Raw genomic sequence first — 23511 nt, forward strand, 5'->3', positions numbered from 1 at the left:
AGCGCGCACACCCGTCCGGGAGCGCAGACCCGTCCCAGAGCGCAGACCCGCCGGAGAACCGAGTGCCCCACCAGTCCATCGCAGCCACCGCAGCCACCGGGCCGCTCCCCGCGGACGACGGCCCGCGCCGTACGCGCCGTCCGCGCGCCGTGCTGGCGATGCACCGGCCGCTCGCCGCGCGGCTCTTCGACGCGCCTACACTGGCCCGGATCGCCGGCCTGGCCGACCTCGACCCCGGCCTGGTCCTCGACGACTTCACCACCCCCGAGGCCCTGGCCGCCCTCGCCGACGCCGAGGTGCTGATCACCAGCTGGGGCTGCCCACCGCTGGACGGACGCGTCCTGGACGCCGCCCCGGGGCTGCGGGCCGTCCTGCACGCGGCGGGCACCGTCAAGGGGCACATCACCGAGGCGTGCTGGGAGCGCGGCATCCAGGTCACCTCCGCGGCCTGGGCCAACGCCCTGCCGGTCGCCGAGTACACCGTGGCCGCGATCCTCTTCGCCAACAAGAAGGTGCTGCGGCTCGCCGCCGACTACCGCGAGCGCCGGGCTCCGCACGACTGGCAGAACGCGTACCCGGGGATCGGCAACTACCGGCGCACCGTCGGCATCGTCGGCGCCTCCCGGATCGGCCGGAGGGTGCTCGACCTGCTCCGGCCGTACGACCTGGACCTGCTGCTGCACGACCCCTACGTCGCCCCGGAGGAGGCCGCCGCGCTCGGCGCGGGCCTGGTGGACCTCGACGAGCTGTGCTCGCTCAGCGACGTGGTCAGCGTCCACGCGCCCCAACTGCCGTCCACCCGCCACCTGATCGACGGCCGTCGGCTGGCGCTGATCCCGGACGGCGGCACGGTGGTCAACACCTCGCGCGGCTCGCTGATCGACCAGGACGCGTTGGTCGCGGAACTGGTGAGCGGTCGGCTGAGCGCCGTCCTCGACGTCACCGACCCCGACGTGCCGGCCGCCGACTCCCCGCTGTACGACCTGCCCAACGTACTGCTCACCCCGCACATCGCCGGTTCCCTCGGCGGCGAGCTGCACCGCATGGCCGCCGCCGCGGCCGACGAACTGGCCAACTACGCGGCCGGGCTGCCCTTCGCGCACCCGGTCCTGGCCGAGCACATCCACCGCACCGCCTGACGGCCCGGGGGCTGCCCTCGCCCCCGGGCCTGCCCTATGCTGACCGGGAAAGCGCTTTCCACTCACTCTCCCGCCAGCAGCCCCGCCTCGCACGCTAGGAGAACGACCCATGTCCCGCACAGTGATCGGCATCGTCATGAACGGTGTCACCGGCCGGATGGGCTACCGCCAGCACCTGGTCCGCTCGATCCTGGCCATCCGCGAGCAGGGCGGGCTCGCCCTGGACGACGGCGAGGTGCTGTGGCCCGAGCCGATCCTCGTCGGCCGCAGCGCCCCCAAGCTCAAGGAGATCGCCGACCGGCACGGCCTGGAGCACTGGACCACCGATCTGGACGAGGCGCTGTCCCATCCCCTCGCCCAGATCTACTTCGACGCCCAGCTGACCCAGGTCCGCGAGCCGGCGATCCGCAAGGCCATCGCGGCCGGAAAGCACGTCTACACCGAGAAGCCCACCGCCGAATCCCTGGACGCGGCCCTGGAGTTGGCCCGCCTGGCGCGCGCCGCCGGGGTCTGCAACGGGGCCGTGCAGGACAAGCTGTTCCTGCCCGGCCTGCTCAAGCTCAAGCGTCTGGTCGACGGCGGCTTCTTCGGCCGGATCCTGTCCGTGCGCGGCGAGTTCGGCTACTGGGTCTTCGAGGGCGACTGGCAGACCGCCCAGCGGCCCTCGTGGAACTACCGCGCCCAGGACGGCGGCGGCATGATCCTCGACATGTTCCCGCACTGGCGCTACGTGCTGGACAACATCTTCTCCCCGGTCCGCTCCGTCTACGCCCACACCGCCACCCACATCGACGAGCGCTGGGACGAGCAGGGCGCGGTCTACCAGGCCACCGCCGACGACGCCGCCTACGGCGTCTTCGAGCTGGACGGCGGGATCGTCGCCCAGATCAACTCCTCCTGGGCGGTCCGCGTCGACCGCGACGAGCTGGTCGAGTTCCAGGTCGACGGCACCGAGGGCAGCGCGGTCGCGGGCCTGCGCAACTGCCGTATCCAGCACCGTGCCGCGACCCCCAAGCCGGTCTGGAACCCGGACCTGCCCGCCACCGAGCCCTTCCGTTCGCAGTGGCAGCAGGTGCCGGACAACGAGGAGTTCGACAACGGCTTCAAGGTCCAGTGGGAGCTGTTCCTCACGCACGTGGTCACCGGCGCGCCCTACCGCTGGGATCTCCTGGAGGGCGCCAAGGGCGTCCAGCTCGCCGAACTCGGCCTGCGTTCCGCCGCCGAGGGCCGCCGCCTCGACGTCCCCGACCTGGAGATCTGATGACCGAGCTGAACCTCCCCGGCCTCGGCGCCTACCGGCTGCGCGAGCCCCTGCCGCTCGCCGCGTCCGTCACTCCCGCCCTCTCGCGGACCGTCTTCGCCGCCGCCCACGTCGTCGCCGACCCGAACGGGGAGAACGCCCCCGGCGCGCCCGCCGTCGTGGACTGGGAGTCCACCCTCGCCTTCCGCCACCACCTGTGGTCGCTCGGCCTCGGCGTCGCCGACGCCATGGACACCGCGCAGCGCGGCATGGGCCTGGACTGGGCCGCCACCCGGGAGCTGATCACCCGCTCCGGCGCAGCGGCCCGGGCCGTCGGAGGCACGCTCGCCTGCGGCGTCGGCACCGACCAACTGGCCGGGCCGACCGCCTCGTTGGCCGACATCACCGCCGCCTACGAGGAGCAGCTGGAGGTCGTCGAGGCCGCGGCCGCTCAGCCGATCCTGATGGCCAGTCGCGCCCTGTGCGCCGCCGCCGCAGGCCCGGACGACTACCTGCGCCTCTACGACCGCCTCGTCAGCCAGGCCCGGCAACCCGTCATCCTGCACTGGGTGGGCGAGATGTTCGATCCGGCGCTGCGCGGCTACTGGGGTTCCACCGACCTCGACGAGGCCACCGAGACGGTGCTCACGCTCGTCAAGCAGCACCCGGACGGCGTCGACGGCATCAAGGTGTCGCTGCTGGACGCCGACCGCGAGATCGCCCTGCGGCGCGCCCTGCCGGCCGGGGTCCGCCTCTACACCGGCGACGACTTCAACTACCCGCAGCTGATCCGCGGCGACGAACTCGGCTTCAGCCACGCGCTGCTGGGCGTCTTCGACCCGATCGCCGCCACGGCCTCCGCCGCCCTGCAGGCACTGGACGCCGGCGACCTGGACCGGTACGACGCCCTGATGGCGCCGACGCTGCCGCTGGCCCGGCACCTGTTCGCCGCGCCGACGTACCACTACAAGACCGGAATCGTCTTCCTCGCCTGGCTCTGCGGCCACCAGGACCACTTCACCATGGTCGCCGGCGCGCAGAGCGGACGCTCGGTCCCGCACCTGGTCGAGCTGTTCCGGCTCGCGGACCAGGCCGGGATCCTGCGCGACCCGGACCAGGCCGCCCACCGGATGCGGCAGTTCCTCGCCGTCGCGGGGGTGGCGGCATGACCCGGCTCTCCCTCAACCAGATCACCACGAAGGGCTGGAGCCTGGCCCAGGCCGTCCGGGGCTGCGTGGACGCCGGGATCCCGGCGATCGGCCTGTGGCGGGACAAGGTCGCCGAGACCGGCGTCGCCGAGGCGGCCAAGCTGGTCCGCGACGCGGGACTGGCCGTCAGCACGCTGTGCCGGGGCGGCTTCCTGACCGCGCCCGACCCGGACGGTCTGCGCGCCGCCCTGGCCGAGAACCTGCGCGCACTGGAAGAGGCGGCCGAACTCGGCACCGACACGCTCGTCATGGTGGTCGGCGGCCTGCCGGAGGGCAGCCGGGACCTGGTCGGCGCGCGCGAGCGGGTCGCCGAACTGCTCGGCGAACTCGCGCCGCACGCGGGCGACTTCGGTGTGCGCATGGCCATCGAACCGCTGCACCCGATGTTCTGCGCGGACCGCGCCGTGGTCTCCACCCTCGGTCAGGCGCTCGACCTCGCCGAGCGCTTCCCCGCCTCGCAGGTCGGCGTCGTCGTGGACAGCTACCACGTCTGGTGGGACCCGTACCTGTCCGCGCAGATCGACCGCGCGGGCGACCGGATCGCCTCCTACCAGGTCTGCGACTGGACCCTGCCGCTGCCCGCCGACGCGCTGCTCGGCCGCGGCCACGTCGGCGACGGCTGCATCGACTTCCGGGCGATGACCGACCAGGTCACCGCCGCCGGCCACACCGGCTGGATCGAGGTCGAGATCTTCAACCAGGAGATCTGGGACACCCCCGGGGAGGAGACCCTGCGGACCGTGCTGGAACGCCACGGCGCCCACGTGGAACCGGCAGATGCGGGACCGGCACGCGGGGAACCGGCATGAGGGTCGTCATCGCGCCCGACTCCTTCAAGGGCACCGCCACCGCCGCCGAGGCGGCCGCGGCGCTCGCCGACGGCTGGCGCTCCCTCAGACCGGACGATCACCTGGAGATCCGTCCGATGGCCGACGGCGGCGAGGGGACTCTGGACGCCGTCGTGGCCGCCCATCCGGGAACTGCCCTGCACCGGGTGGGCGGCTGCACCGGTCCCGACGGCCGCCCCGTCGACGGGGAGTTCGCGCTGCTCGCCGACGGCACGGCGGTCGTCGAGCTCGCCACCGTCAGCGGTCTGCCGCTGATGGCGGGCCTGGCACCGCTGACCGCCACCACCCGGGGAACCGGCGAGCTCGTCGCCGCCGCGCTGGACCAGGGCGCGACCGGTGTGCTGATCGGGCTCGGCGGCTCCGCCTCCAGCGACGGCGGAGCCGGGCTGCTGACCGCGCTCGGCCTGCGGCTGCTCGACGCCGACGGCCTGCCGCTCCCGCACGGCGGCGGCGCGCTGACCCGGCTGCGGCGGATCGACCGCGACTGCCTGCGTCCCGCTCCGCCGGGCGGCGTGCGGCTGCTCACCGACGTCACCAACCCCCTGCTCGGGCCGGACGGGGCGGCCGCCGTGTACGGGCCGCAGAAGGGCGCCGGGCCCGAGCAGATCGCCCGGCTCGAACGGGGCCTGACGCGCCTTTGCGAGCTGCTCGGCGGCGCGCCGGAGCAGCCGGGCGCGGGCGCGGCAGGCGGCGCCGCGTACGGCCTCGCGGCCGTCTGGGACGCCGGGATCACGCCCGGCGCGGCCGCCGTCGCCGACCTGCTGTGGCTGGACGACGCCCTGGCCTCGGCCGACCTGGTGATCACCGGCGAGGGCCGTTTCGACGCGACCAGCCTGCGCGGCAAGGCCGTCGGCGAGGTGCTGGCGCGAGCGGCACAGGCCGGCGTTCCGGCGCGGGTGGTGGCGGGCGGCTCGCCGGACGACTCGGTGCTCACGCTGTCCGGACTCGCCGGCTCCGCCGGGGCCGCCTGCGCCGAGGCCGCCCACTGGCTCCGCCGGGCGGGCGCGCTGCTGGCGCGCGCGGCCGAGGAACCCCGGGTCGCGGCCCGGCGGTAGGGCACCGGTCCGTGCGGTCGGCCCGCTCGCCCGCCCTGGCCTGATGGGCGGGACGCGGGCGAGCGGGCCGACTCCCCTCAAACCGGCCTCAGCGGCCTACGCCGCGCGCACGACGCCCGGTCGGGGCGCGGCGCGGGTGGCGCTTCGCCTTGTCGGCGAAGTCATGGGGTGATCGGGTCGGAGGGTGATCGGGTCGGAGGCCGATCGCACATTGCTGATTCTTGCACAAATGACGAGACATATGAGCAAGCTTGAGCATATCTTGCCGCTCTCCACCGTGGACACCTGCGGACAGCAGTGGACAAGGCCTGCCTCCGTCGGGCCTGGAAGGTGGACACCGTCCGGGACGAGTCTGTGCCCCATGAACACCGCACACCCCATCCGATGGAGCGTCACCATGACATCCCGCCCGCGTCTTGCCCTGACCGTGCTGAGCGCCGCCGCGGTCCTCTGCGCCTCCGCCGCCACCTCCACGGCCACCGCGCAGGCCGCCGAACCGCGCCCGCCGAGGATCGTCGCCGACTGGGCCCGGGCCTGGAACGGCACCGACCCCGCGGCGCTCGGCGCCCTGTTCACCGCTGACGGCACCTACACCGACGAGGGCGTGGGCATCACCTTCCACGGCCGCCAGGAGATCTCCGGCTGGAAGGCCCGCGCCGACGCGGTCATCGACGAGGTCCATGTCACCGTGCGCGCCGTGCGCCGCCACGGCGACCGCATCACCGTCGAGGCCGTGTACGCGGGTCACCTCAAGGGCGCTCCCAAGCCCTTCGCCGTGCCGATGACCACCCTGCTCGACCTCGACCGGAACCACTGCCTGATCGTCTCCGACCAGGACCACTACAGCCTGGCCACGGTCCTCTCCCAGTCCGGCCTGCCCGCAGGCTGGACTCCGCCCACCGACTGACCGGCCGTCAGGCGGTAACGGCGGTGGACCGGCGACGTCCCGCGCAGCCTCAGACGGCTGCGCGGGACGTCGATGTCCAGGGGTCAGGCGGCGGTCGTCAGGGTGGCGCGGCGCGACGGCTCATCGGTGCGGACGGCGCGCACGGCGTCCGGCGTGCCGCTCGGCGCCACGCCGAGGACCGCGCCTCGGGCGTGGGCCAGGCAGTAGCGGCTGACGGAGCCGTGGAACAGCCGGGCCAGGCGGCCCCGCCGGCCCGTGCCGACCACCAGCAGGTCGCCGGGCTGGTCGGCGATCCCCACCAGGGCGGGGCCGGGCCGCTCGGCGCGGACGACCAGGGGCTCGACCCTCAGGTCGGCCGGGCATCCGCCGAAGGCGGTGTCGAACGCGGCGTCGAGACGGTCGCAGGCGTTCTGCTCCCACAGCTTCAGCAGCGGCGGACACGGGTGGCTGCGGTAGGCCATCTCGCCGCCGACCGGGTGCCAGACCAGCACCGGCACCAGCACGGCGCCCCTGCGACGTGCCTCCTCGGCCGCGCGGCGCAGCGCGGCGAGGCTGCTCTCGGATCCGTTGACACCCACGACGACGCGGTTCTCGGCCATGGCGCTTCGCTTCTTTCGGTGACACTGCCCGACCCGCAGGAGTCGGAGTGGATTTCCTTGGCGAGGCTTCTCCGCGACTCTCGAACTTTCCGGTCGCAGTGGTGATGCCTCTTGGATTCATTGGACACCGTCGGCGATTGCCTTCAAAACCCCTTGACGCTTCCCTGACGGCCGGGAGCCCGGCCTTGACGCCCTGTTGACCGCGCAGGGTGTCCGCCGACAGCGGTCCCGTTCCTCCCCGGGCCGGTCCGGCGAGGCCGGGGCCGCCTGCCGCGCCGGGCGGGACACGCAGGGTTAACCTGAGCTCAGGGCGCGCCGGGAAGGCTGGTCGGCAGCTACCCGTGAGCGCCCGGAGGCGCCGCCGCCGATCCCGCCGGAGATCCCGATGCCGCGCACCGCCCGCTCCCGCAGCAGGGCCCGCGCGGCCGACTGGCGGCGGGAGGCCCTCCGCACCAATCTCTGGGTGGTGCCCGCTCTGGAGGCGCTGGCCGCCGCCGGTCTGTTCGCGATCACCCTCGGGCTCGACCGCGCCGCCTACAACGGCAAGCTGGACCTGCCCAGCTGGGTGCTGAGCGGCAGCGCGGACGGCGCCAGACAGGTGCTGACCACCATCGCCGCCGCCGTCATCACCGTCGTCGGCCTGGTCTTCTCGATCACCATCGTGGCGCTCACCCTCGCCTCGACCCAGTTCGGGCCGCGGATGCTGCGCAACTTCATCCGGGACCGCGGCACCCAGCTCACCCTCGGCACCTTCGTCGCCACCTTCCTGTACGCGGTGCTGGTGCTGGTCGCCATCAGTCCGGGCCCGCACGGCGACTTCGTGCCGCACCTGTCCATCACCACCACCCTTGCGCTGACCCTGGTGGATCTGGCGACGCTGATCTACTTCATCAACCACATCGCCCGCTCGATCCAGCTGCCCCAGGTCGTCGCCTCGATCGCGCACGACCTCGCGGGCGCCATCGACGACCAGAGCGCCCTGGGCGCCGACGCGCCGGACCGGACCGAACGGGGGCTGTCGCCCTCCGAGCTGCTCGCCCGCCTGCGGACCGAGGGCGCGGTCATCACCACCTCCGCCAGCGGATACCTCCAGTACCTGCGCCACGACCGGCTGGTCCGCATCGCCCGCGACGCCGACGCGGTGATCCACATCCCCTACCGGCCGGGCCACTTCCTGGTGCAGGGCCACCCCCTCGCCTACGTGTGGCCCCCGCAGGCCGCCGCCCACGTCACGGCGGACCTGCGCCGCGGCCACGTCACCGGCCCCTACCGCACGCTCACCCAGGACGTCTCCTTCGGCTTCGACCAGCTCGTCGAGATCGCGCTGCGCGCGCTGTCGGCAGCTGTCAACGACACCTTCACCGCGATCACCTGCATCGACTGGCTGGGCGACTGCCTGTGCCGGATCACCACCACCTGGCAGCCGCAGCACGTCCACCGCGATCGCCACGGCTACGTCCGCGTGATCGCCCACCAGCCCGACTACGACCGGCTCGTGCGGCGGTCGTTCGAGAAGATCCGCCAGTGCTCCGTCGGCATGCCCGCCGTGATGATCAGGCTGCTCGACGCACTCGACAAGGTCATGCGCCAGACCCACGACCCCGGGCGCCGGAAGCTGTTGATGGAACAGGCCGACCTCGTCCTCCACACCTGCGACGCGACCGTTCCCGAAGCCTCGGACCGCGCCGACGTCGAGCGCAGCCACCGGGCGGTCCGAGCGGCCTACGAGCAGACCGACTGAGCCCGGCCGGGACGGGCTGGGACCGGCCGGGAGCAGGCGGGCGCGGCGCTCGACAAGATCACATCAAGACCCGGGCGGTCGACGTCAGGTTCCCGTCAGAGCAGGTGGTCAGCGGCCGACGGCCAGGATGGAATACCTGACGGCGGGCCTGCCGCGGCTTCGTGCTCACACCGCGGCCGGCCCCGCCCCTGGACCCCTGCGGGCCCCCAGCCCGACGGCCTTCCTCGGGCCCGCAGCGGAGAGCCGGCCGGCCGGCGGCCGTGGGAGCGCTGCGCCCTCCCCGGCCCCCGGCCGGACCGCCTCCACCATGCCGTCCCCAGGGCGGGACTCGAGACGCCCCTCGACGTCGACCGCGGCGGTCAGCCCTCCGTCGCGAACAGGGCGGCATAGCGGTCGAGGTACAGCGGCCACCCCTGGTCGCCGCCGACGCCCTCGCCGACGGACTGCCACCCGGGGCCGTGCCGGTCGAGGTTGCGGTGTTCCAGTTCGACGCGGGTCCGGTTCGGGCCCTCGGCGACGAACCGGACCTCGACCTCGCTGGTCAGCTCGGGATCGGACTCGACCTGCCAGGTCGGGCCGATGTCCCAGCTGAACACCACCCGGTGGGGCGGCTCGTAGGCGAGGACGCGCGCCCAGCGGCACACGCTGCCGTCGGTCGCCCGGTCGTAGATGTGTCCGCCGACGCGCGGCTCGAAGACGGTCTCGGCGATCGGGGCCCCGAGCAGGTTGTGCTCCGGGGGTTTGAAGTCGCCGAACCGGCTGGTGAACACGGCGAAGGCGTCGGAGATCCCCGCGGTGACCACGACCTGCCTCCGGACGGCCGTGGCTTCGATCTCGGTCATGGGCTTTCCTCCGGTGCGCGTGGTGCTTCTTCGGCGACCTCCGCGTAGCTGGCCAGCGCCCGCCGCCAGAAGGTGTCGAGCTGGTCCCGCAACGCGGCCACCGCCGTCGGGTTGAGCCGGTAGATCCGCCTGGTGCCGACGGCCTGCTCGCTGACCAGGCCGGCGTCCTTGAGGATCTTCAGATGCTGGGAGACCGCGGATCTGCTGACCGGCAGGCGCGCCGCGAGCTGCCCCACCGCCAGCGGTCCCTCCGCGAGGCGGTCGACGATGGCGCGCCGCGTGCCGTCCGCCAGCGCGCTCCAGCCTTCTCCCGATCGGTCAGTATCCACTAACGGTTAGTATCCGCTAACGCTTTCCGGGATTCAAGGGCACCGCCTCCGCGTCCCACGTCCGGCTTCGAGGCGGCTTCGAGAGGAGGGGGTAGTTACATCAGACTGATTAATCTAATGTAAGTACGTGACCACCACCGACACCCCCGACCAGGCCGGGCGACCGGAAGCCGGGCGACCTGACACCCGGCGACCTGAATACGGGGAGCCGCTCGAACACGCCTCGGAACTCGCCGCCGCGCTGCGCCTGAGCGTGGGGCGGATCGCGCGGGCGCTGCGCCAGGCGCACGCCGTCGGCGACCAGACGCTGTCGGAGGTGTCCGTCCTGGCCCGGCTGGACCGGGACGGGTCGATGTCGCCGAGCGCGCTGGCCGCGTGCGAGCGGGTCCGCCCGCAGGCGATGGCGACGACGCTGTCCGGCCTGGAGGACCGCGGACTGGTGAGCCGCCGTCAGGACGCGACGGACGGTCGGCGGCAGGTCATCTCGCTCACCACGGACGGCGCGGGCATCCTCGCCGACCGGCGCTCGGCCTCCGTGCGACGGCTGACCGGCGCGGTCAGCACCTCGCTCACCCCCGCCGAGCAGCAGCGACTTCTCGACATCATGCCCTTGCTGGAACGAATCGCGGAGCAGCTGTGATATCCGAGCAGAACCCCGCCGCCGGCGCGACCGCCGTCAGAAGCGACCGCTACAAGTGGGTCGCGCTGTCCAACACGACCATGGGCGTGCTGATCGCGACGGTGGACGCCTCCATCGTGATCATCTCGCTGCCCGCGATCTTCCGCGGCATCGGCCTGGACCCGCTGGCCCCCAGCAACATCGGCTACCTGCTGTGGATGATCCTCGGCTACACCCTCGTCACCGCCGTCCTGGTGGTGGCGCTCGGACGACTCGGCGACATGTTCGGCCGGGTCAAGATGTACAACCTCGGCTTCCTCGTCTTCTCCGCCGCCTCCCTCGCGCTCTCGCTCGATCCCATGCACGGCGCGGCCGGAGCGCTCTGGCTGATCGGGTTCCGCCTCGTCCAGGCGGTCGGCGGCTCGATGCTGACGGCGAACTCCGCGGCGATCCTCACCGACGCGTTCCCCGCGCGGCAGCGGGGCATGGCGCTGGGCATCAACCAGATCACCGCCCTGGCGGGCATGTTCCTCGGCCTGCTGGCCGGCGGCGTGCTCGCGGCGATCGACTGGCGCGCGGTGTTCTGGGTCAGCGTCCCGATCGGCATCGTCGGCACCATCTGGTCCTACCGGAGCCTGCGCGAGGTCGGCACCCGCAAGCCCGGCCGGATCGACTGGATCGGCAACATCACCTTCACGGCGGGCGCGGCCTGCCTTCTCGCGGGCGTCACCTACGGCATCCAGCCCTACGGCGGCCACTCCACGGGCTGGACCAACCCCTGGGTGATCGCGGGTCTCACGGGCGGCGTCGCCCTGCTGGCGACGTTCTGCTTCGCGGAGACGCGCGTCTCCGACCCGATGTTCCAGCTGAGCCTCTTCCGTATCCGGGCTTTCGCGGCCGGGAACATCGCCGCGCTGCTCATCGCCATCGCGCGCGGCGGCATGCAGTTCATGCTCATCGTCTGGCTCCAGGGCATCTGGCTGCCGCTGCACGGCTACAGCTTCGAGCGCACGCCGCTGTGGGCGGGCATCTTCATGCTGCCGCTGACCGTCGGCTTCCTGATCGGCGGACCCGCCTCCGGCTGGCTCTCCGACCGCTACGGCCCCCGCTTCTTCGCGACCACGGGTCTGCTGCTGGTGGCCGGGTCCTTCCTCGGCCTGGTGGCGCTGCCCGTCGACTTCTCCTACAGCGCCTTCGCGGCGCTGCTGTTCGTCAGCGGCCTCGGGCAGGGCATGTTCTCCGCGCCCAACACCTCGTCCATCATGGGCAGCGTGCCGCCCGGCCAGCGCGGGGTCGCCTCCGGCATGCGGTCGACCTTCCAGAACTCCGGCACGGCCCTGTCCATCGGCCTGTTCTTCTCGCTGATGGTCGTCGGCCTGTCCGGCTCGCTCCCCCACACCCTCAGCAGCGGCCTCCAGGCGCAGGGCGTCCCGGCCGGAACGGCCGAGCAGGTCGCCGGGCTGCCGCCGGTCAGCACGCTGTTCGCCACCTTCCTCGGCAACAACCCGATCGGGCACCTGCTCGCGCCCAGCGGCGTGCTGCACACGCTGCCCGCGCAGAGCGTGCACACGCTGACCGGCAACCGTTTCTTCCCCGAGTTGGTCTCCACTCCGTTCCACCACGGCCTGGTCACCGTCTTCGGGGCGGCGGCCGTCATGGCACTGGTCGCGGCCCTCGCCTCCCTGCTGCGCGGCAAGACCGCCGCGTCGGCCGGCGGCAGCGCCGCGGGCTCGTCGACGGTCCCCACCCCGGCGGACGAGGGCGACTCGGCGGCCTCCCGTCACTGACGGCCCATCCGGGCCGGGAGGGCGGACTGGCTGACAAGTCGGCTGGTCCGTGCGGGCGATGTCGGCAGCGCCGAGCTAGACCCGCTTTCCCGCGCTGTGATCGGCCGCCACTCCCGCGCGGCGGCGGCCGATCACAGCGGACCTCGGTCTGCGGACCTCAGCCGCACGGCCGGGCGGGCCGGGCCCGGCCGCCTGGCCGGACCACCGGCCGGGCCGTCAGCGGCCCTGAACCAGCCCCCTTCCCGCACCGCGATCGGCCGTCACCGCCGTTCGGCGGCGGCCGATCACAGCAGCCCTCGGTCTGCGGACCTCAGCCAGGCGGCCGGGCAGGGCCGCGTCGGGGGCGTCAGCGGTCGCGGGTCGGCGGCGCCTGACGGCGGCCCCTCACTCCCACTCCCACCGGATGCCGAAACGGCCCGGCCCCGCGCCGAGGGCGACGGCGTGGACGGTGCCGGCGGTGTCCGGCCGCAGCAGCCGCTCCTGCGGGCGGCCCTCCGGTGTGGCCGAACGGAAGACGTGACAGCGGCGCGGTCGCGCGGCCGGGTCGAACCGCACCTCGAGCACGCGCTCGCGGATCCTTCGGTTCAGGCGCGTACCGAGTCGGGAGACCGGTGGACCACTCGGCGCCCAGCGGACGGTGTACTCGACGATGACCGACTCGCCCCGCACGAGCGGCCGGTCGAAGATCACCTCGGTCGCCAGCAGTCCGTTGTCCGCCGCGTGGACGGCGGCGCCGGTCCGGCAGGGGCCGGCCACCTCCACCTCCGGGACGGGCGCGGCCGGGTCGGCCCGCACGACGGCAATCCACCGGTCCGCTCCGTCGGCCTCGGCCCGCAGCACCCGTCGGTTCCACAGCTCGCGTTCACGGCGCTCAGCGTCCACCGTCAGGCGGCTGTGGCAGCTCAGCCGACTCAACGTCAGATCCCACCGGGTGTCCAGCCCACGCCACAGGCCCGGGGCCTGACCCTCGCCTGACCAGATCTCGGCCAGCGGCGTGCCCGAGGCGGCCGCCCCGGCGGGACGGCCTCGCGGGCGCGGCGGACCGAGCAGCGCGGACAGCGCACCGGGCGCCTGACCCAGCACCTCCTCGATGGCCGCGAGCGCGACGAGGGACCTGGTCCGCTCCGGCCGGCAACGACCGTTCTGCCAGAAGCTCAGCGTGGCCACCGACAACCTGATGCCACGGGCCCGCAGCCGGTCCGCGATGCGCTCCAGGGTCAGGCCCCGTGCGGCAATGGCCTCGCGCAGCGCCGCGTCGAACCCGTCCGGCGGCGCGTGCTTCGCCGGGCGTGCGTCCGATCCTTCGGGTGCTGCCGGGGCTTGCGGGGTGACCAGCACAGCTCTCCTGCTCCTGGGGCAGCGGACTCGTCGGCACGACAGCCCGCGGATGTCGACCAGACGTTACCCAGGTCGACGCGTCGCAACCTGTGAATTCGCGGCGTGGACGCCCGGTGCGACACGGCGTCACCTCTCTCAAAACTGAACGTCCGGTGAAGTCTTGTCAGGGCCATGGGCAGCCCCTGACGCTGGGTCCGCCGCGGAGATCAACCCCCACCCGCGGCCCACTCCACTCCTCACCCAAGGAGCTTCCATGCCCAGGCGTTCAGCCCGGCTGCTCGTCGTCGCCGTCGGTGTCGGCGCGGCCGCACTGTCCACCCCGGCGTTCGCGGCCGCCCCCACCGCCGCACACGCCGCGCAGGCCACCCCCGCCCAGCTCACCCAGGCGGTCGCCGGTCACGAGAGCCACGCCCTGCACGGGGCGCGGCGGTCCACGACCAACACCGCCGTCGAGTCCACCAACTGGTCCGGCTACGCCGCGACCGGTTCGACGGGGGCGTTCACGTCCGTGTCCGCCTCCTGGGTCCAACCCTCCGTCAGCTGCGGCTCCGCCACGACGTACTCCTCCTTCTGGGTCGGGCTCGACGGCTACAGCAACTCGGCGCTGGAGCAGACCGGCACCGAGGCCGACTGCATCGGCGGCCGGGCCACGTACGGGGCGTGGTGGGAGGTGCTGCCCGCGTCCGAGAGCGCGTACTCCGGTGTCACGGTCGCGGGCGGTGACTCGCTCACGGCGACGGTCACCGACAACGGCAACGGCACCTTCACGATGACGCTCACCGACAGCACGGAGGGTTGGAGCAAGTCCACCACGCACGCGGGCAGCTCGGGCTACCAGGACAGCTCGGCCGAGGTCATCGCCGAGGCTCCCGAGGTCAACGGCGGCATCGCCAAGCTCGCGAACTTCGGCACCGTCGACTTCACCGGGTCCACGGCGGGCGGCCAGGCCCTCGGCAACACCTCGCCCAACGAGATCACCATGATCAACAGCGCCGGAACCAAGGTCCGCGCCCAGCCGGGAACCATATCGGGCGGCTCCTTCGCCGACGTGTGGAAGTCCAGCTGACCTGAGGGTCCGCCTCAGCGGGCGCGGCGGCGCAGCCCCGTCCGCTCGCTGAGTTCGGCGAGCCGGGCCTCGACGACGGGCAGCCGCACGCTCGCGGCCGGCACCGCCCGGCACAGCGTCAGCAGGGCGGGGCCGTGCCGCAACGCCGCGTCGCGCGGCAGTCGGCCCCAGATCGCCACGGCGTTGTCGACGGCGGTGAGCAGTTCGGGCGCCTGCGGCGGGAGTTGCCGCAGGCGCAGCCGGGCCGCTTCGATCAGGCGCTCGGTCGCCCCGCCCAGGTCCTCGGTGGCGAGCGCGAGCTGCGCCTGCGCCTCCGCGACATCCGCGAGCTGCGGCGCTCTGGGGCCCTGATGGCGCAGCAGCATCCGCTCCCAGTCGGCGATCACGTAGGCGGCACGCGGGAGATCGCCCGCGTGCAGCGCCGCTGCGATGGTGGGACGCGGATCCGTCCCGTCCGGGACGGTGGGGACCGCGGGACCGGCTGGGGCGTTCCCACTCGGCACCAGCGCCCCGTGATGCGGCGCGTGCGACGTCACGGGGAGGGGGACCGCCGCGCGCACGGACGCGGGCAGGGCCGCCAACGGTGCGGCCTGGACGGGAATCGCCCCAGCGCCTTCCGCAGGGCCGGGCCCCGCCGAGGACGGGAGGGCGGCGCCTTGCGAGGGCCCGGAGGCGAGAGTCCCCGCCGCCTCGGCTCGCGCGGCCGAGGCCACCAGGTCGGTCGCCACCGGAACCGCCGGGACTCGGGGATGCGCGGCGGGCGCGGCGGTCGAAGGTGCGGTCTCAGTCGGCAGGATCGGAACCGGTTGCGCCGCCCCGAGGGCGTCAGCGGCGCTCGGGGCGGCCAGGGGCGGGACGGCTGGCGACGGGACGGCCAGAGGCGGGACGGCCGGGGACGGGAACATGGCGGGCGGCACGGCAGCGGGCGGGGACGGGACCGCCGGCGACGGGACGGCCAGGGGCGGGACAGCCGGGGCCGAGACAGCCGGCGACGGGACCGCCGGGGACGGGACAGCCGGGGCCGAGACAGCCGGCGACGGGACCGCCGGGGACGGGACAGCCGGGGCCGAGACAGCCGGCGACGGGACGGCCAGGGGCGGGGCGGCCGGGGACGGGAACGTGGCGGGCGGCACGGCAGCGGCCGGCATAGGGGCAGGTCCCGGGGGCGCGGTCACCGCAGGTATCGCGCTGGTGAGCAGCAGCGCCCCCGCCGGGAGGCCCGAGTGGCCGGCCACGTGGTGGATCTCGGCGGGGCGGGGTTCCCGGTTCGGCGCGGCGGAGCTGGTCGACGAGCGCGCGGGTGTACGGCGGGGCGTAGCCGTCGCCGACGGTGCCGGGCGGGCTGACCTGGCCGAACAGCGGCAGACCCGCCGTCAGGGCCTCGGGCCCGTACTGCTGGAGGACGCCCCAGGCGTCCGGGTCGGCGACCAGGTCGGCCAGGACCGTGGTCGTGCCGGCAGGCCGCTGCCGCAACTGGTCGGCGAGCCAGGCCCACGGCAGCGCGGTGTAGCGGGTGTTGTCGCGGGCCGTCTGGGCGAGCGCGAGGTGGAGCTCCTTGCGGCGCCGGTCCGCCGTCAGCTGGCCGACGAGCGCGACGAGGACGGGGCCGGGGGTGCGCGCCGCGGTCTGCAGGTGCGCGAGCAGCAGCTGCGGATCGGCCGGATCGGCCAACTGCAGCACGCTGGCGGGTATCGGGCTGCCGAGCAGCGCCTCCGGCGGCAACGTCGCGAGCAGGCCGAGCGCGGCCTCAGGACGGACGGGCTGGCGGCGCTTGCCGCCCGGCGCGCCACCGATCAGCAGCACCAGTCCGCGCGCTGCCCCGCCCCCGTGGTTGATCTCCATCCCCGCACCGTACCCGGCCGAGGCCCGCCGACGCGCGGACGCCCGACGCGCCTGCGCCGCGCGCGCGGTCGTGTCCTGGCACGTCAGGGCAGGTCAGAGCCGGTCAGGGACGACGGCTGGCGGCGCCCGCGGCTACGGACGCACCGCGTAGCGGAGGTGGAACACGCCGCCATGGAACGGCCGCTCGGCCAGGAGCTCCAAGCGCAGGCGCACGCCTCTCGGCAGGGCGGGCTTGCCGCCGCCGACCGAGACCGGGTGCAGGAAGAGCTGGACCTCGTCGACCAGTCCGGCGGCCAGCGCCCGGCCCGCGAGTTCGGCGCCGCCGATGGTGAGGTCGTGGGGCGACTCCTCTTTCATTCGGCGGACCGCGGCGGGGTCGAAGTCGCGCTCGATGCGCGTGCGGGCGGTGGCGACCGTCCCGAGAGTCCGCGAGTAGACGACCTTCTCGGCAGCACGCCAGAGCTCCGCGAACTCCCGCGCCACCGCGGGGTCGTCCGCGCCGAGGCCCGCCGTCTCCCAGGAGGCCATCGTCTCGTACATGCGCCGACCGTAGAGGTAGGTGCCGATCGGGCGCTCGAGGTCGTTGACCGCCGCGTGCACCTCCTCGTCGGGCGCGGCCCAGCCGAACTCGCCCTTCTCGTCCTCGACGTAACCGTCGAGCGATGCGATCGCCGAGTAGATCAGCCTGGCCATGATCGACCTCCACCTCCGTGAGCACGCCTCGCCCCATGCTCCACCCCGGCCGGCGGTCAGCGGTGCGCCGCAGCGCCGACGGGTGGTTCGTGTCGGACCGGAAAACACCGTTGTCACACCCGCCTGGCAGGCTGGATCCCGACGGGACGTGGACGGACCAGCCACGGACCAGCCAGGAACCAGTGGCGGACCAGCGACGGGAGCGGGCGGATGAGCGACGCGGCTGGGGCCGGGTGGCGGGCGGCCGGGCTGCTGTGGCGCGGTGGCGAGCCGGAGCTGGAGTGGTGGGCGCCGGGCGCGGAGCCGTGGCGGGCGGGTGCGCTGCCGCTCGGTGCGGAGCCCGCGTTCGCGGTCGGTGCGGACCGGCGCTGCGTGGGGCTGTGGCGGGCCGGACGCCGGATCGCCTGCGGGGCCGCGCGGGCTCTGGAGCCCGGCTCGCGCAGCTCGCAGTGCGGCGAGTGCGCGCGGCTCGACCGGCGGAACTCCGTCGCCGCCGACACGCTGCTGGACGACCCGCGCCCGTACGCGGTCTACCTGGCGCATCACGGATCGGCCGGGGTGAAGGTGGGCATCACCGCGGCGGAGCGCGGTCTGGCGCGGCTGCTCGAACAGGGTGCGCTGGCGTCGGTGTTCCTCTCGCAGGGCACGCTGCCGTCCGCCCGGCGCGTCGAGCACCTGCTCGGGGTCGTGCTCGGGCTGCCGGACCGGGTCTCCACGGTCCGCAAGCGCGTCGCCCGCGCGGCCCCCGGCACCCCCGCCGAACGCGCGGCGACGCTGCTCGCCCAGGCGGCCCGCACGCGCGAACTGGACTGGCCCGAGGGCCAGACGCGCCGTCCCGGCACGGACGTCGTCGACCACTGCGCGCGCTACGGTCTGCCGGAGGCGGGCCTGTATCCGGACGCCGCGGTCGAGCCTCTGCGCCCAGGCGACGTCGTCACGGGCCGGGTCGTCTGCCGGATCGCCTCCGACCTGTACCTGACCGTCCCGGCGGCGGGCCTCGTCCTCCTCGACACCCGCCTGCTGGCAGGCTGGGCGGTCTCCCGCGCGGACCCGGACGCGCCGTTCACCGCACGGCTCGCGCCCGTCCCGCGCATGACGGAACCCCAGGAGCAGCCGGGGCTGTTCTGACGTGTCGGCAGGGTCGGACCTGCCGCCCGGTCCCGTCGCCGGGGACCGCTCCCGGCCATCGCGGAGCCACCGCGAGCGCGCGACCGTCGGCCCCGGCGAGGGGCGAGCACGAGGAGGCCCGCACGGCGGTCGCCGCCTGCTCACGACGCCCGGCCGCGTCCGCCGGCTGGAGCACGAGGACGCTTTCAGGCGGGCCCGCGTGCCCCGATGGTCGTCGACGCCGGCGCCGCGAGGGGCCTCGTCCAGGAGGCAGTGCCTCGTCAGCTCGGGACCGCGTCAGAGCGCCGTGGCCATCCTCCGGACCGCCTCGGTGATCAGCTCTGGGCTCGTGGCCAGGTTGAAGCGGGCGTGGCCGGCGCCGCCCGTGCCGAACGGGAGGCCGCCGGTCAGCGCCACCCGGCCGCGGTCAAGGAGGACCGCCGCCGGGTCGGCCCCCAGGCCGGCGTCGCGGAAGTCGAGCCAGGCGAGGTAGGTGCCCGCGCCCGGTCGGTAGCGGACGGAGGGCAGGTGTTCCGCGACCAGGCCGTCGAACAGGGCGCGGTTCTCCGCCAGCGCGACCAGCAGGCCGTCGAGCCAGGCGGCGCCGTGCCGGAGCGCGGCGGTGTGTGCGATCACGCCGAAGTGGCTGACGCCGTCGGCCACTTCCGATGGGACGCGGGCGAGGTCCGCGGCCGCGGCCTCGCCGGCGAGGGCGAGCGCCGCCGGGAGGCCGGCGAGGTTCCACGCCTTGGACGCGGACATGAGCGAGAAGCCGCTCTCCGCTCCGCGCACGCTCAGGTAGGGCACGAACTCCGCGCCACCGGACACGAGCGGCGCATGTATCTCGTCCACCACGACGCGGACCCCGAACGCCTCGGCCAGGCTCGCGACAGCCTCCAGTTCGTCGCGACGGTGGACCGTCCCGGTCGGGTTGTGCGGGTTGCACAGCAGGTAGGCGGCCCGGCCGCCGTCGGCGGTCGCGCGGCGGAACGCCTCCTTCAGCTCGGCGAGGTCGATCCGTCCGTCCGCGCCGAGCGGGGCCTCGACCACGGCGCGGCCGCTGCTCCTGACGAAGTGGTAGAACGGCGGATACACCGGGCAGTTGACGACGACCTGGTCGCCCGGGTCGGTGACGAGCCGCAGCATCTCGACGGCGCCGCGCATCACGTCCGGCACCCTCACGGCGCGCTCGGCCGTGACCCCCTCCCAGCCCCAGCGGGCGCGGGCGAAGCCCGCGAGCGCCTCGACGTAGCCGGCGCCCGCCGGATAGCCGGTGTCGCCGAGGGCGACGGCCTGCGCGAGGGCCTGCGCGACCGGCGGGGCGAGGGCGCAGTCCATCTCGGCGACCCAGACCGGCAGCACGTCGGAGGGATGCGTCCGCCACTTCTTGCTGGTGCGGCGGCGCAGCAGCTCCAGTCGCTCCCAACGGAAACCCTCGGACCGCGACCGGTCCGGCGACACCTCGTCCATGAGCACCACGCCCACCAAGGTAAGGCACGAACCCGCTTGCCGCACCCTACTTGCCGTACCCCGCTTGCGCGGCCTGCCCGCGCGGCCTGACGGTGCGCCCGCTCAGGCGAGCCGGGCGCTCAGCCGAGCCAGGCCCCGTCCTTCATCACATCGCGGCCGCGCAGCTCGTCGGCCTCGCGCCAGGCCTGGATCCGGCGCGGCGTGACGCGGTACCAGGCGTACTCCTCGGACTCCCGGCGCGGATCCCAGTCGGTGTGGGCCGCGTAGGCGTCCGCGACCGCGTCGACCTCGCCGGCGGGGACGAGCTCGGCGACGCCGTCCACCACCACGACGTCCCTGGTGGGCCCGAACGCCAGCCGGACCCTGCCGTTCTCGGCCATGTTCCGCGCCGTCACCGAGCGCGGCAGGGTGCTGATGACGAAGGTCTTGCCGTCCCAGTCGAACGAGAGCGGCACCAGGGCGGGGCCGCCCGCGCCCGCCGTGGCGACCCAGGCGTCCATGTCGGCGTCGAACCGGGCACGCGTGTCCGCGATCCGCTGCTCCAGCGGGCGGGGCGAGGAAATGGTCACGGGCTGACTCCGTTCACTGCGCCTCCCGGGTCCGGGAGCGTCCTGCCGAACACCCGTCAATCTAGTCGTCGGCACCGACATCCGACGGCTGGTGCGCCGGCGCCTGCCCCTGGGACTGGGGCACCTCGAGCGCGTCGAGGAACTCCAGGAGCAGCCGGTTGAACTCCTCCGGTCGCTCCAGCGGCGGAACATGGCCGGTCGCGGGCATCTCGACGCGCAGCGCGCCGGGGATGTCCGCCGCGAGCTGCTCCGAGACGGCCACGACCTCCGGGACGTCCTCGGCCCCGTAGACGACGAACGTCGGGGCGGCCACCTCCGCCAGCCGCTTGGCCGCGCCCGGTTCCAGGTCCTGCGGGCTCCCGGCGCGGGCCGCGCCCGCCCAGGCGCGCTCCGCGGTGCGGCGGTACATCCCCACGGCGTGCGCCCAGACGTCCGGCTCGATGTCCTGCCTGGTCCGGGCCGGTCCGGCGAGCAGCAGCTCGACCATGGAGTCCACGTAGAGGGCGAGATCGGCGGGGTCGACGGGCCCGCCGTGGCCCTCGTCGTAGGCGCGCAGCCGCTCGACTCCGACGCGCTCGTGGACGCGCTCCCGGTACAGGCGCGTGAAGCTCTCCGGCCAGGCGTGGCCCGACAGGCCCGAGCCCACCAGCACCAGACCGGCGACGCGCTCGGGCGCGGTCAGCGCCGCGTCGAGCGACAGCTTGCCGCCGTCCGAACTGCCCACCAGCACGGCGTGATCGACGCCCAGCCGGTCGAGCAGCGCGAGCAGCTGCTCGTGCCGGGCGTGATCGGCCACGACGTCGCCGGAGTCGCCGCAGGCGAGCCAGTCGTAGCTGATCACCCGGAACCGGTCGCGCAGCACCGGGATCTGACGCCCCCACATGCGCCGGTCGGTGGTTCCCCCGTGGATCAGGACGACGGCCGGCCCGTCGAACCCGTCGTCGTCGTAGGCGATCTGTGCACCGTCGATCTCGACCTTCTCCATCCCGACATCGTAGGCAGAACCGCCGCCGAACCCCCGGTGCCTCGGCGGCGAAAAACCCGAAGGCGGATGGTGTGATCGTCGGATACGGTTTCACCTCGTCACCTCCCGGTGCGAAGACCAGCGGCTACTTCTTCGAACCAAGTCCGCCGCAGGTCGTCACTGATCTCGGGAGGACATGCGCCGGGGCGCCCGGTGCGCAGGCAACGGATCCTTCATCCGGAACTGTGGGTTGCGGGTTCGAGTCCCGCCGTCGGCTCAGGTCGGCGTAGCTCAATCGGACAGAGCAACAGTCAGCAAGCCCGTCGCCGACCCCTGATCTCGGGCGCCCCGCCGCATCTCCTCCCCCTGACGCCCTCAGGGGGTTCCTCTCCATGTCCCGCTTCAACACCAGGGCCGCGCGCACGGCCGCCACCTCCCCCGTCACCACCACCGGCCGCCGGGCCGTCACCTCCGAAGGCGGCGCGGGTTTCCTGCGCGACGCGAAGAGCGAGCTCTTCCTGCTCGCCGTCGCGAACACCGTCGGTCAGAACACCTTCTACGAGCGCGGCGGCGACCGCGACGACCGGTACACCGGGCTCGTGCGGCAGCTCGCCGTCGCCGACCCCGAGTGGACCGCCGGCCTGCTCGGCTGGCTGCGGCGCGACGGGAACATGCGTACCGCCTCCCTCGTCGGCGCGGCCGAGTTCACCAAGGCGCGCCTGGACGCGAACCTCGACGGGCTCTCCCGTCAGGTCGTCGACGCCGTCCTCCAGCGGCCCGACGAGCCCGGCGAGCTGCTCGGCTACTGGACCTCCCGCTACGGCCGCAGCCTGCCCAAGCCGGTCAAGCGCGGCGTCGCCGACGCCGTGCGGCGGCTCTACAGCGGCAAGGCGCTGCTCAAGTACGACACCGCGTCCAAGGGTTACCGGTTCGGCGACGTGCTCAACCTGGTGCACGCCTCCCCCGCGGCCGACAAGCCGTGGCAGGGCGAACTGTTCCGCTACGCGCTCGACCGCCGGCACCACCCGGACGAGGCCGCGCCCCCGGCGTCCGACCGGACGCTGAGCGCGCACCGCGCGCTGATGGCCGTGCCGGTGGAGCAGCGCCGCGCGGTCGTCACGGCCGCGGACGGCGCGGCGCGGCTGGCCGAGGCGGGCGTCACCTGGGGGGATGCTCGCGGGCTGGCTCCAGGGCCCGCTGGACGCGGCGGCCTGGGAGGCCGTCATCCCGTCCATGGGCTTCATGGCGCTGCTGCGGAACCTGCGGAACTTCGACGAGGCGGGAGTCGGTGACGAGACCGCGCAGGCGGTCGCGGCGCGGCTCGCGGACGGCGAGCAGGTCGCGCGGTCGCGGCAGTTCCCGTTCCGGTTCCTGGCGGCGTTCCAGCACGCGCCGTCGCTGCGGTGGTCCTGGGCGCTGGAGCAGGCGCTCGGGCACTCCCTCGCGAACGTGCCCGCGCTGCCGGGCCGCACCTTGGTGCTGGTGGACCGCTCCGGCAGCATGTTCGACGGGATCAGCGAGCAGACGAAGCTGAACCGCGCGGACAGCGCCGCGATCTTCGGCACCGCCGTCGCGCTGCGCGCGGACCACGCGGACCTGGTCCAGTTCGGCAGCACGCACAGCCCGGTCGCCGTCGGCCAGGGCGAGTCCGTGCTGCGGATCCTGGGGCGCTTCGGCGACCTCGGCGGCACCGACACCACCGCGGCGGTCCGGGCGCACTACCGCGGCCACAACCGGGTCCTGATCGTCACGGACGAGCAGTACGCGCCGAGCCGCCACGGCGACCCGACCAGCCAGGTTCCGTCCCATGTGCCGGTGTACACGTGGAACCTGGCGGGCTACCGGGCCGGCCACGGCCCTTCGGGCGGCGCGAACCGACACACCTTCGGCGGCCTGACGGACCATGCGTTCCGTCTGGTCCCGTTGCTGGAGGCCGGTGCGAGCGCGGCCTTGCCGTGGGAACAGCGGTCCTGACGCGCCTTCTTGACACTCTTTCATGAGCACGACAACTTGGAGTGGACCCGACCACCACTCCGAGAGGTGTCCCATGAACCGACAGCTGCTCAGCGCCGCCACCGCCCTGCTGCTCGCCGGCGCGGGCGCGCTCGCCACGAGCGCGCCCGCGCAAGCGGCCGCCCACCCGAGTGC

General features: G+C 74.0%; 21 protein-coding genes and 1 pseudogene. 12 read left to right on the top strand and 10 right to left on the bottom strand.

Features of this window, described 5'->3' with window-relative positions:
* The first annotated feature begins 158 nt into the window (after positions 1–158).
* The 6 genes from TR50_RS24980 to TR50_RS25005 all read left to right on the top strand — a co-directional run bounded on the left by TR50_RS24980 (position 159) and on the right by TR50_RS25005 (position 6397).
* Positions 159–1139 (top strand): hydroxyacid dehydrogenase, encoded by a 981-nt coding sequence (locus tag TR50_RS24980; protein WP_042426300.1) that lies wholly within the window; start codon positions 159–161, stop codon positions 1137–1139.
* A gap of 109 nt (positions 1140–1248) precedes the next feature.
* A complete protein-coding gene (locus tag TR50_RS24985; protein ID WP_042426162.1) occupies positions 1249–2400 on the top strand; it encodes a Gfo/Idh/MocA family protein in 1152 nt (383 codons plus the stop codon).
* Positions 2400–3548, top strand: coding sequence for a dihydrodipicolinate synthase family protein (locus tag TR50_RS24990; protein ID WP_042426165.1), 1149 nt, complete (start codon positions 2400–2402; stop codon positions 3546–3548). Before TR50_RS24985 ends, TR50_RS24990 begins: the two co-directional genes overlap by 1 nt.
* Positions 3545–4396: a sugar phosphate isomerase/epimerase family protein gene (locus TR50_RS24995; RefSeq protein ID WP_042426169.1), complete on the top strand. Its 852-nt coding sequence runs from the start codon at positions 3545–3547 to the stop codon at positions 4394–4396. Before TR50_RS24990 ends, TR50_RS24995 begins: the two co-directional genes overlap by 4 nt.
* On the top strand, positions 4393–5490 hold the full coding sequence (locus TR50_RS25000) for a glycerate kinase (RefSeq protein ID WP_042426172.1): 1098 nt from the start codon (positions 4393–4395) through the stop codon (positions 5488–5490). The genes TR50_RS24995 and TR50_RS25000 overlap by 4 nt, the downstream gene beginning before the upstream one ends.
* 397 nt (positions 5491–5887) lie before the next feature.
* Positions 5888–6397 (top strand): nuclear transport factor 2 family protein, encoded by a 510-nt coding sequence (locus TR50_RS25005; RefSeq protein ID WP_042426302.1) that lies wholly within the window; start codon positions 5888–5890, stop codon positions 6395–6397.
* Between the two features lie 83 nt (positions 6398–6480).
* On the opposite strand, the gene TR50_RS25010 is transcribed toward TR50_RS25005, so the two are convergent.
* Entirely contained in the window at positions 6481–6996 is a 516-nt protein-coding gene (locus TR50_RS25010) for a universal stress protein (protein ID WP_042426176.1), read from the bottom strand.
* 385 nt (positions 6997–7381) lie between these two features.
* On the opposite strand from TR50_RS25010, the gene TR50_RS25015 reads away from it, so the two are divergent.
* On the top strand, positions 7382–8737 hold the full coding sequence (locus TR50_RS25015) for a DUF2254 domain-containing protein (RefSeq protein WP_042426181.1): 1356 nt from the start codon (positions 7382–7384) through the stop codon (positions 8735–8737).
* Positions 8738–9096: 359 nt separating this feature from the next.
* Here the strand turns inward: TR50_RS25015 and TR50_RS25020 are convergent, their stop codons facing one another.
* Both TR50_RS25020 and TR50_RS25025 read right to left on the bottom strand, forming a co-directional pair.
* Positions 9097–9579, bottom strand: a complete 483-nt coding sequence (locus TR50_RS25020; protein WP_042426183.1) for an SRPBCC family protein — start codon at positions 9577–9579, stop codon at positions 9097–9099.
* On the bottom strand, positions 9576–9908 hold the full coding sequence (locus TR50_RS25025) for an ArsR/SmtB family transcription factor (RefSeq protein WP_042426186.1): 333 nt from the start codon (positions 9906–9908) through the stop codon (positions 9576–9578). The genes TR50_RS25020 and TR50_RS25025 overlap by 4 nt, the downstream gene beginning before the upstream one ends.
* 127 nt (positions 9909–10035) lie before the next feature.
* Between TR50_RS25025 and TR50_RS25030 the strand changes: the two genes are divergently transcribed.
* Together TR50_RS25030 and TR50_RS25035 are read left to right on the top strand one after the other, a co-directional pair.
* The gene (locus TR50_RS25030; protein ID WP_084700947.1) at positions 10036–10548 is read left to right on the top strand and encodes a MarR family winged helix-turn-helix transcriptional regulator; all 513 of its coding nucleotides are present in this window, start codon (positions 10036–10038) and stop codon (positions 10546–10548) included.
* An 80-nt stretch (positions 10549–10628) separates the two neighbouring features.
* Positions 10629–12314, top strand: a complete 1686-nt coding sequence (locus tag TR50_RS25035) for an MFS transporter (RefSeq protein ID WP_084700955.1) — start codon at positions 10629–10631, stop codon at positions 12312–12314.
* 384 nt (positions 12315–12698) lie between these two features.
* Here the strand turns inward: TR50_RS25035 and TR50_RS25040 are convergent, their stop codons facing one another.
* Positions 12699–13652, bottom strand: a complete 954-nt coding sequence (locus tag TR50_RS25040) for a helix-turn-helix domain-containing protein (protein ID WP_236654582.1) — start codon at positions 13650–13652, stop codon at positions 12699–12701.
* Between the two features lie 253 nt (positions 13653–13905).
* On the opposite strand from TR50_RS25040, the gene TR50_RS25045 reads away from it, so the two are divergent.
* A complete protein-coding gene (locus TR50_RS25045; protein ID WP_042426188.1) occupies positions 13906–14718 on the top strand; it encodes a G1 family glutamic endopeptidase in 813 nt (270 codons plus the stop codon).
* A gap of 14 nt (positions 14719–14732) precedes the next feature.
* Here the strand turns inward: TR50_RS25045 and TR50_RS42920 are convergent, their stop codons facing one another.
* The 3 genes from TR50_RS42920 to TR50_RS25055 all read right to left on the bottom strand — a co-directional run bounded on the left by TR50_RS42920 (position 14733) and on the right by TR50_RS25055 (position 17253).
* A complete protein-coding gene (locus tag TR50_RS42920) occupies positions 14733–15221 on the bottom strand; it encodes a hypothetical protein (protein ID WP_152648615.1) in 489 nt (162 codons plus the stop codon).
* A 322-nt stretch (positions 15222–15543) separates the two neighbouring features.
* Positions 15544–16560, bottom strand: coding sequence for a hypothetical protein (locus TR50_RS42925; protein ID WP_052441306.1), 1017 nt, complete (start codon positions 16558–16560; stop codon positions 15544–15546).
* Positions 16561–16692: 132 nt separating this feature from the next.
* Positions 16693–17253, bottom strand: a complete 561-nt coding sequence (locus TR50_RS25055; protein WP_042426191.1) for a dihydrofolate reductase family protein — start codon at positions 17251–17253, stop codon at positions 16693–16695.
* A gap of 210 nt (positions 17254–17463) precedes the next feature.
* Between TR50_RS25055 and TR50_RS25060 the strand changes: the two genes are divergently transcribed.
* A complete protein-coding gene (locus TR50_RS25060) occupies positions 17464–18381 on the top strand; it encodes a DUF2797 domain-containing protein (RefSeq protein WP_042426194.1) in 918 nt (305 codons plus the stop codon).
* A gap of 276 nt (positions 18382–18657) precedes the next feature.
* On the opposite strand, the gene TR50_RS25065 is transcribed toward TR50_RS25060, so the two are convergent.
* The 3 genes from TR50_RS25065 to TR50_RS25075 form a co-directional block, all read right to left on the bottom strand.
* Positions 18658–19830 carry a MalY/PatB family protein gene (locus TR50_RS25065; protein ID WP_042426316.1) on the bottom strand — a complete coding sequence of 391 codons (1173 nt, stop codon included), beginning with the start codon at positions 19828–19830 and terminating at the stop codon, positions 18658–18660.
* Positions 19831–19949: 119 nt separating this feature from the next.
* On the bottom strand, positions 19950–20399 hold the full coding sequence (locus TR50_RS25070; RefSeq protein WP_042426197.1) for a pyridoxamine 5'-phosphate oxidase family protein: 450 nt from the start codon (positions 20397–20399) through the stop codon (positions 19950–19952).
* Between the two features lie 61 nt (positions 20400–20460).
* A complete protein-coding gene (locus TR50_RS25075; protein ID WP_042426200.1) occupies positions 20461–21384 on the bottom strand; it encodes an alpha/beta fold hydrolase in 924 nt (307 codons plus the stop codon).
* Positions 21385–21755: 371 nt separating this feature from the next.
* On the opposite strand from TR50_RS25075, the pseudogene TR50_RS25080 reads away from it, so the two are divergent.
* A pseudogene (locus TR50_RS25080) lies at positions 21756–23337 on the top strand (TROVE domain-containing protein).
* Positions 23338–23511 lie beyond the last annotated feature (174 nt).

It is taken from the genome of Streptacidiphilus anmyonensis (genome assembly GCF_000787855.1).
Classification (GTDB): domain Bacteria; phylum Actinomycetota; class Actinomycetes; order Streptomycetales; family Streptomycetaceae; genus Streptacidiphilus; species Streptacidiphilus anmyonensis.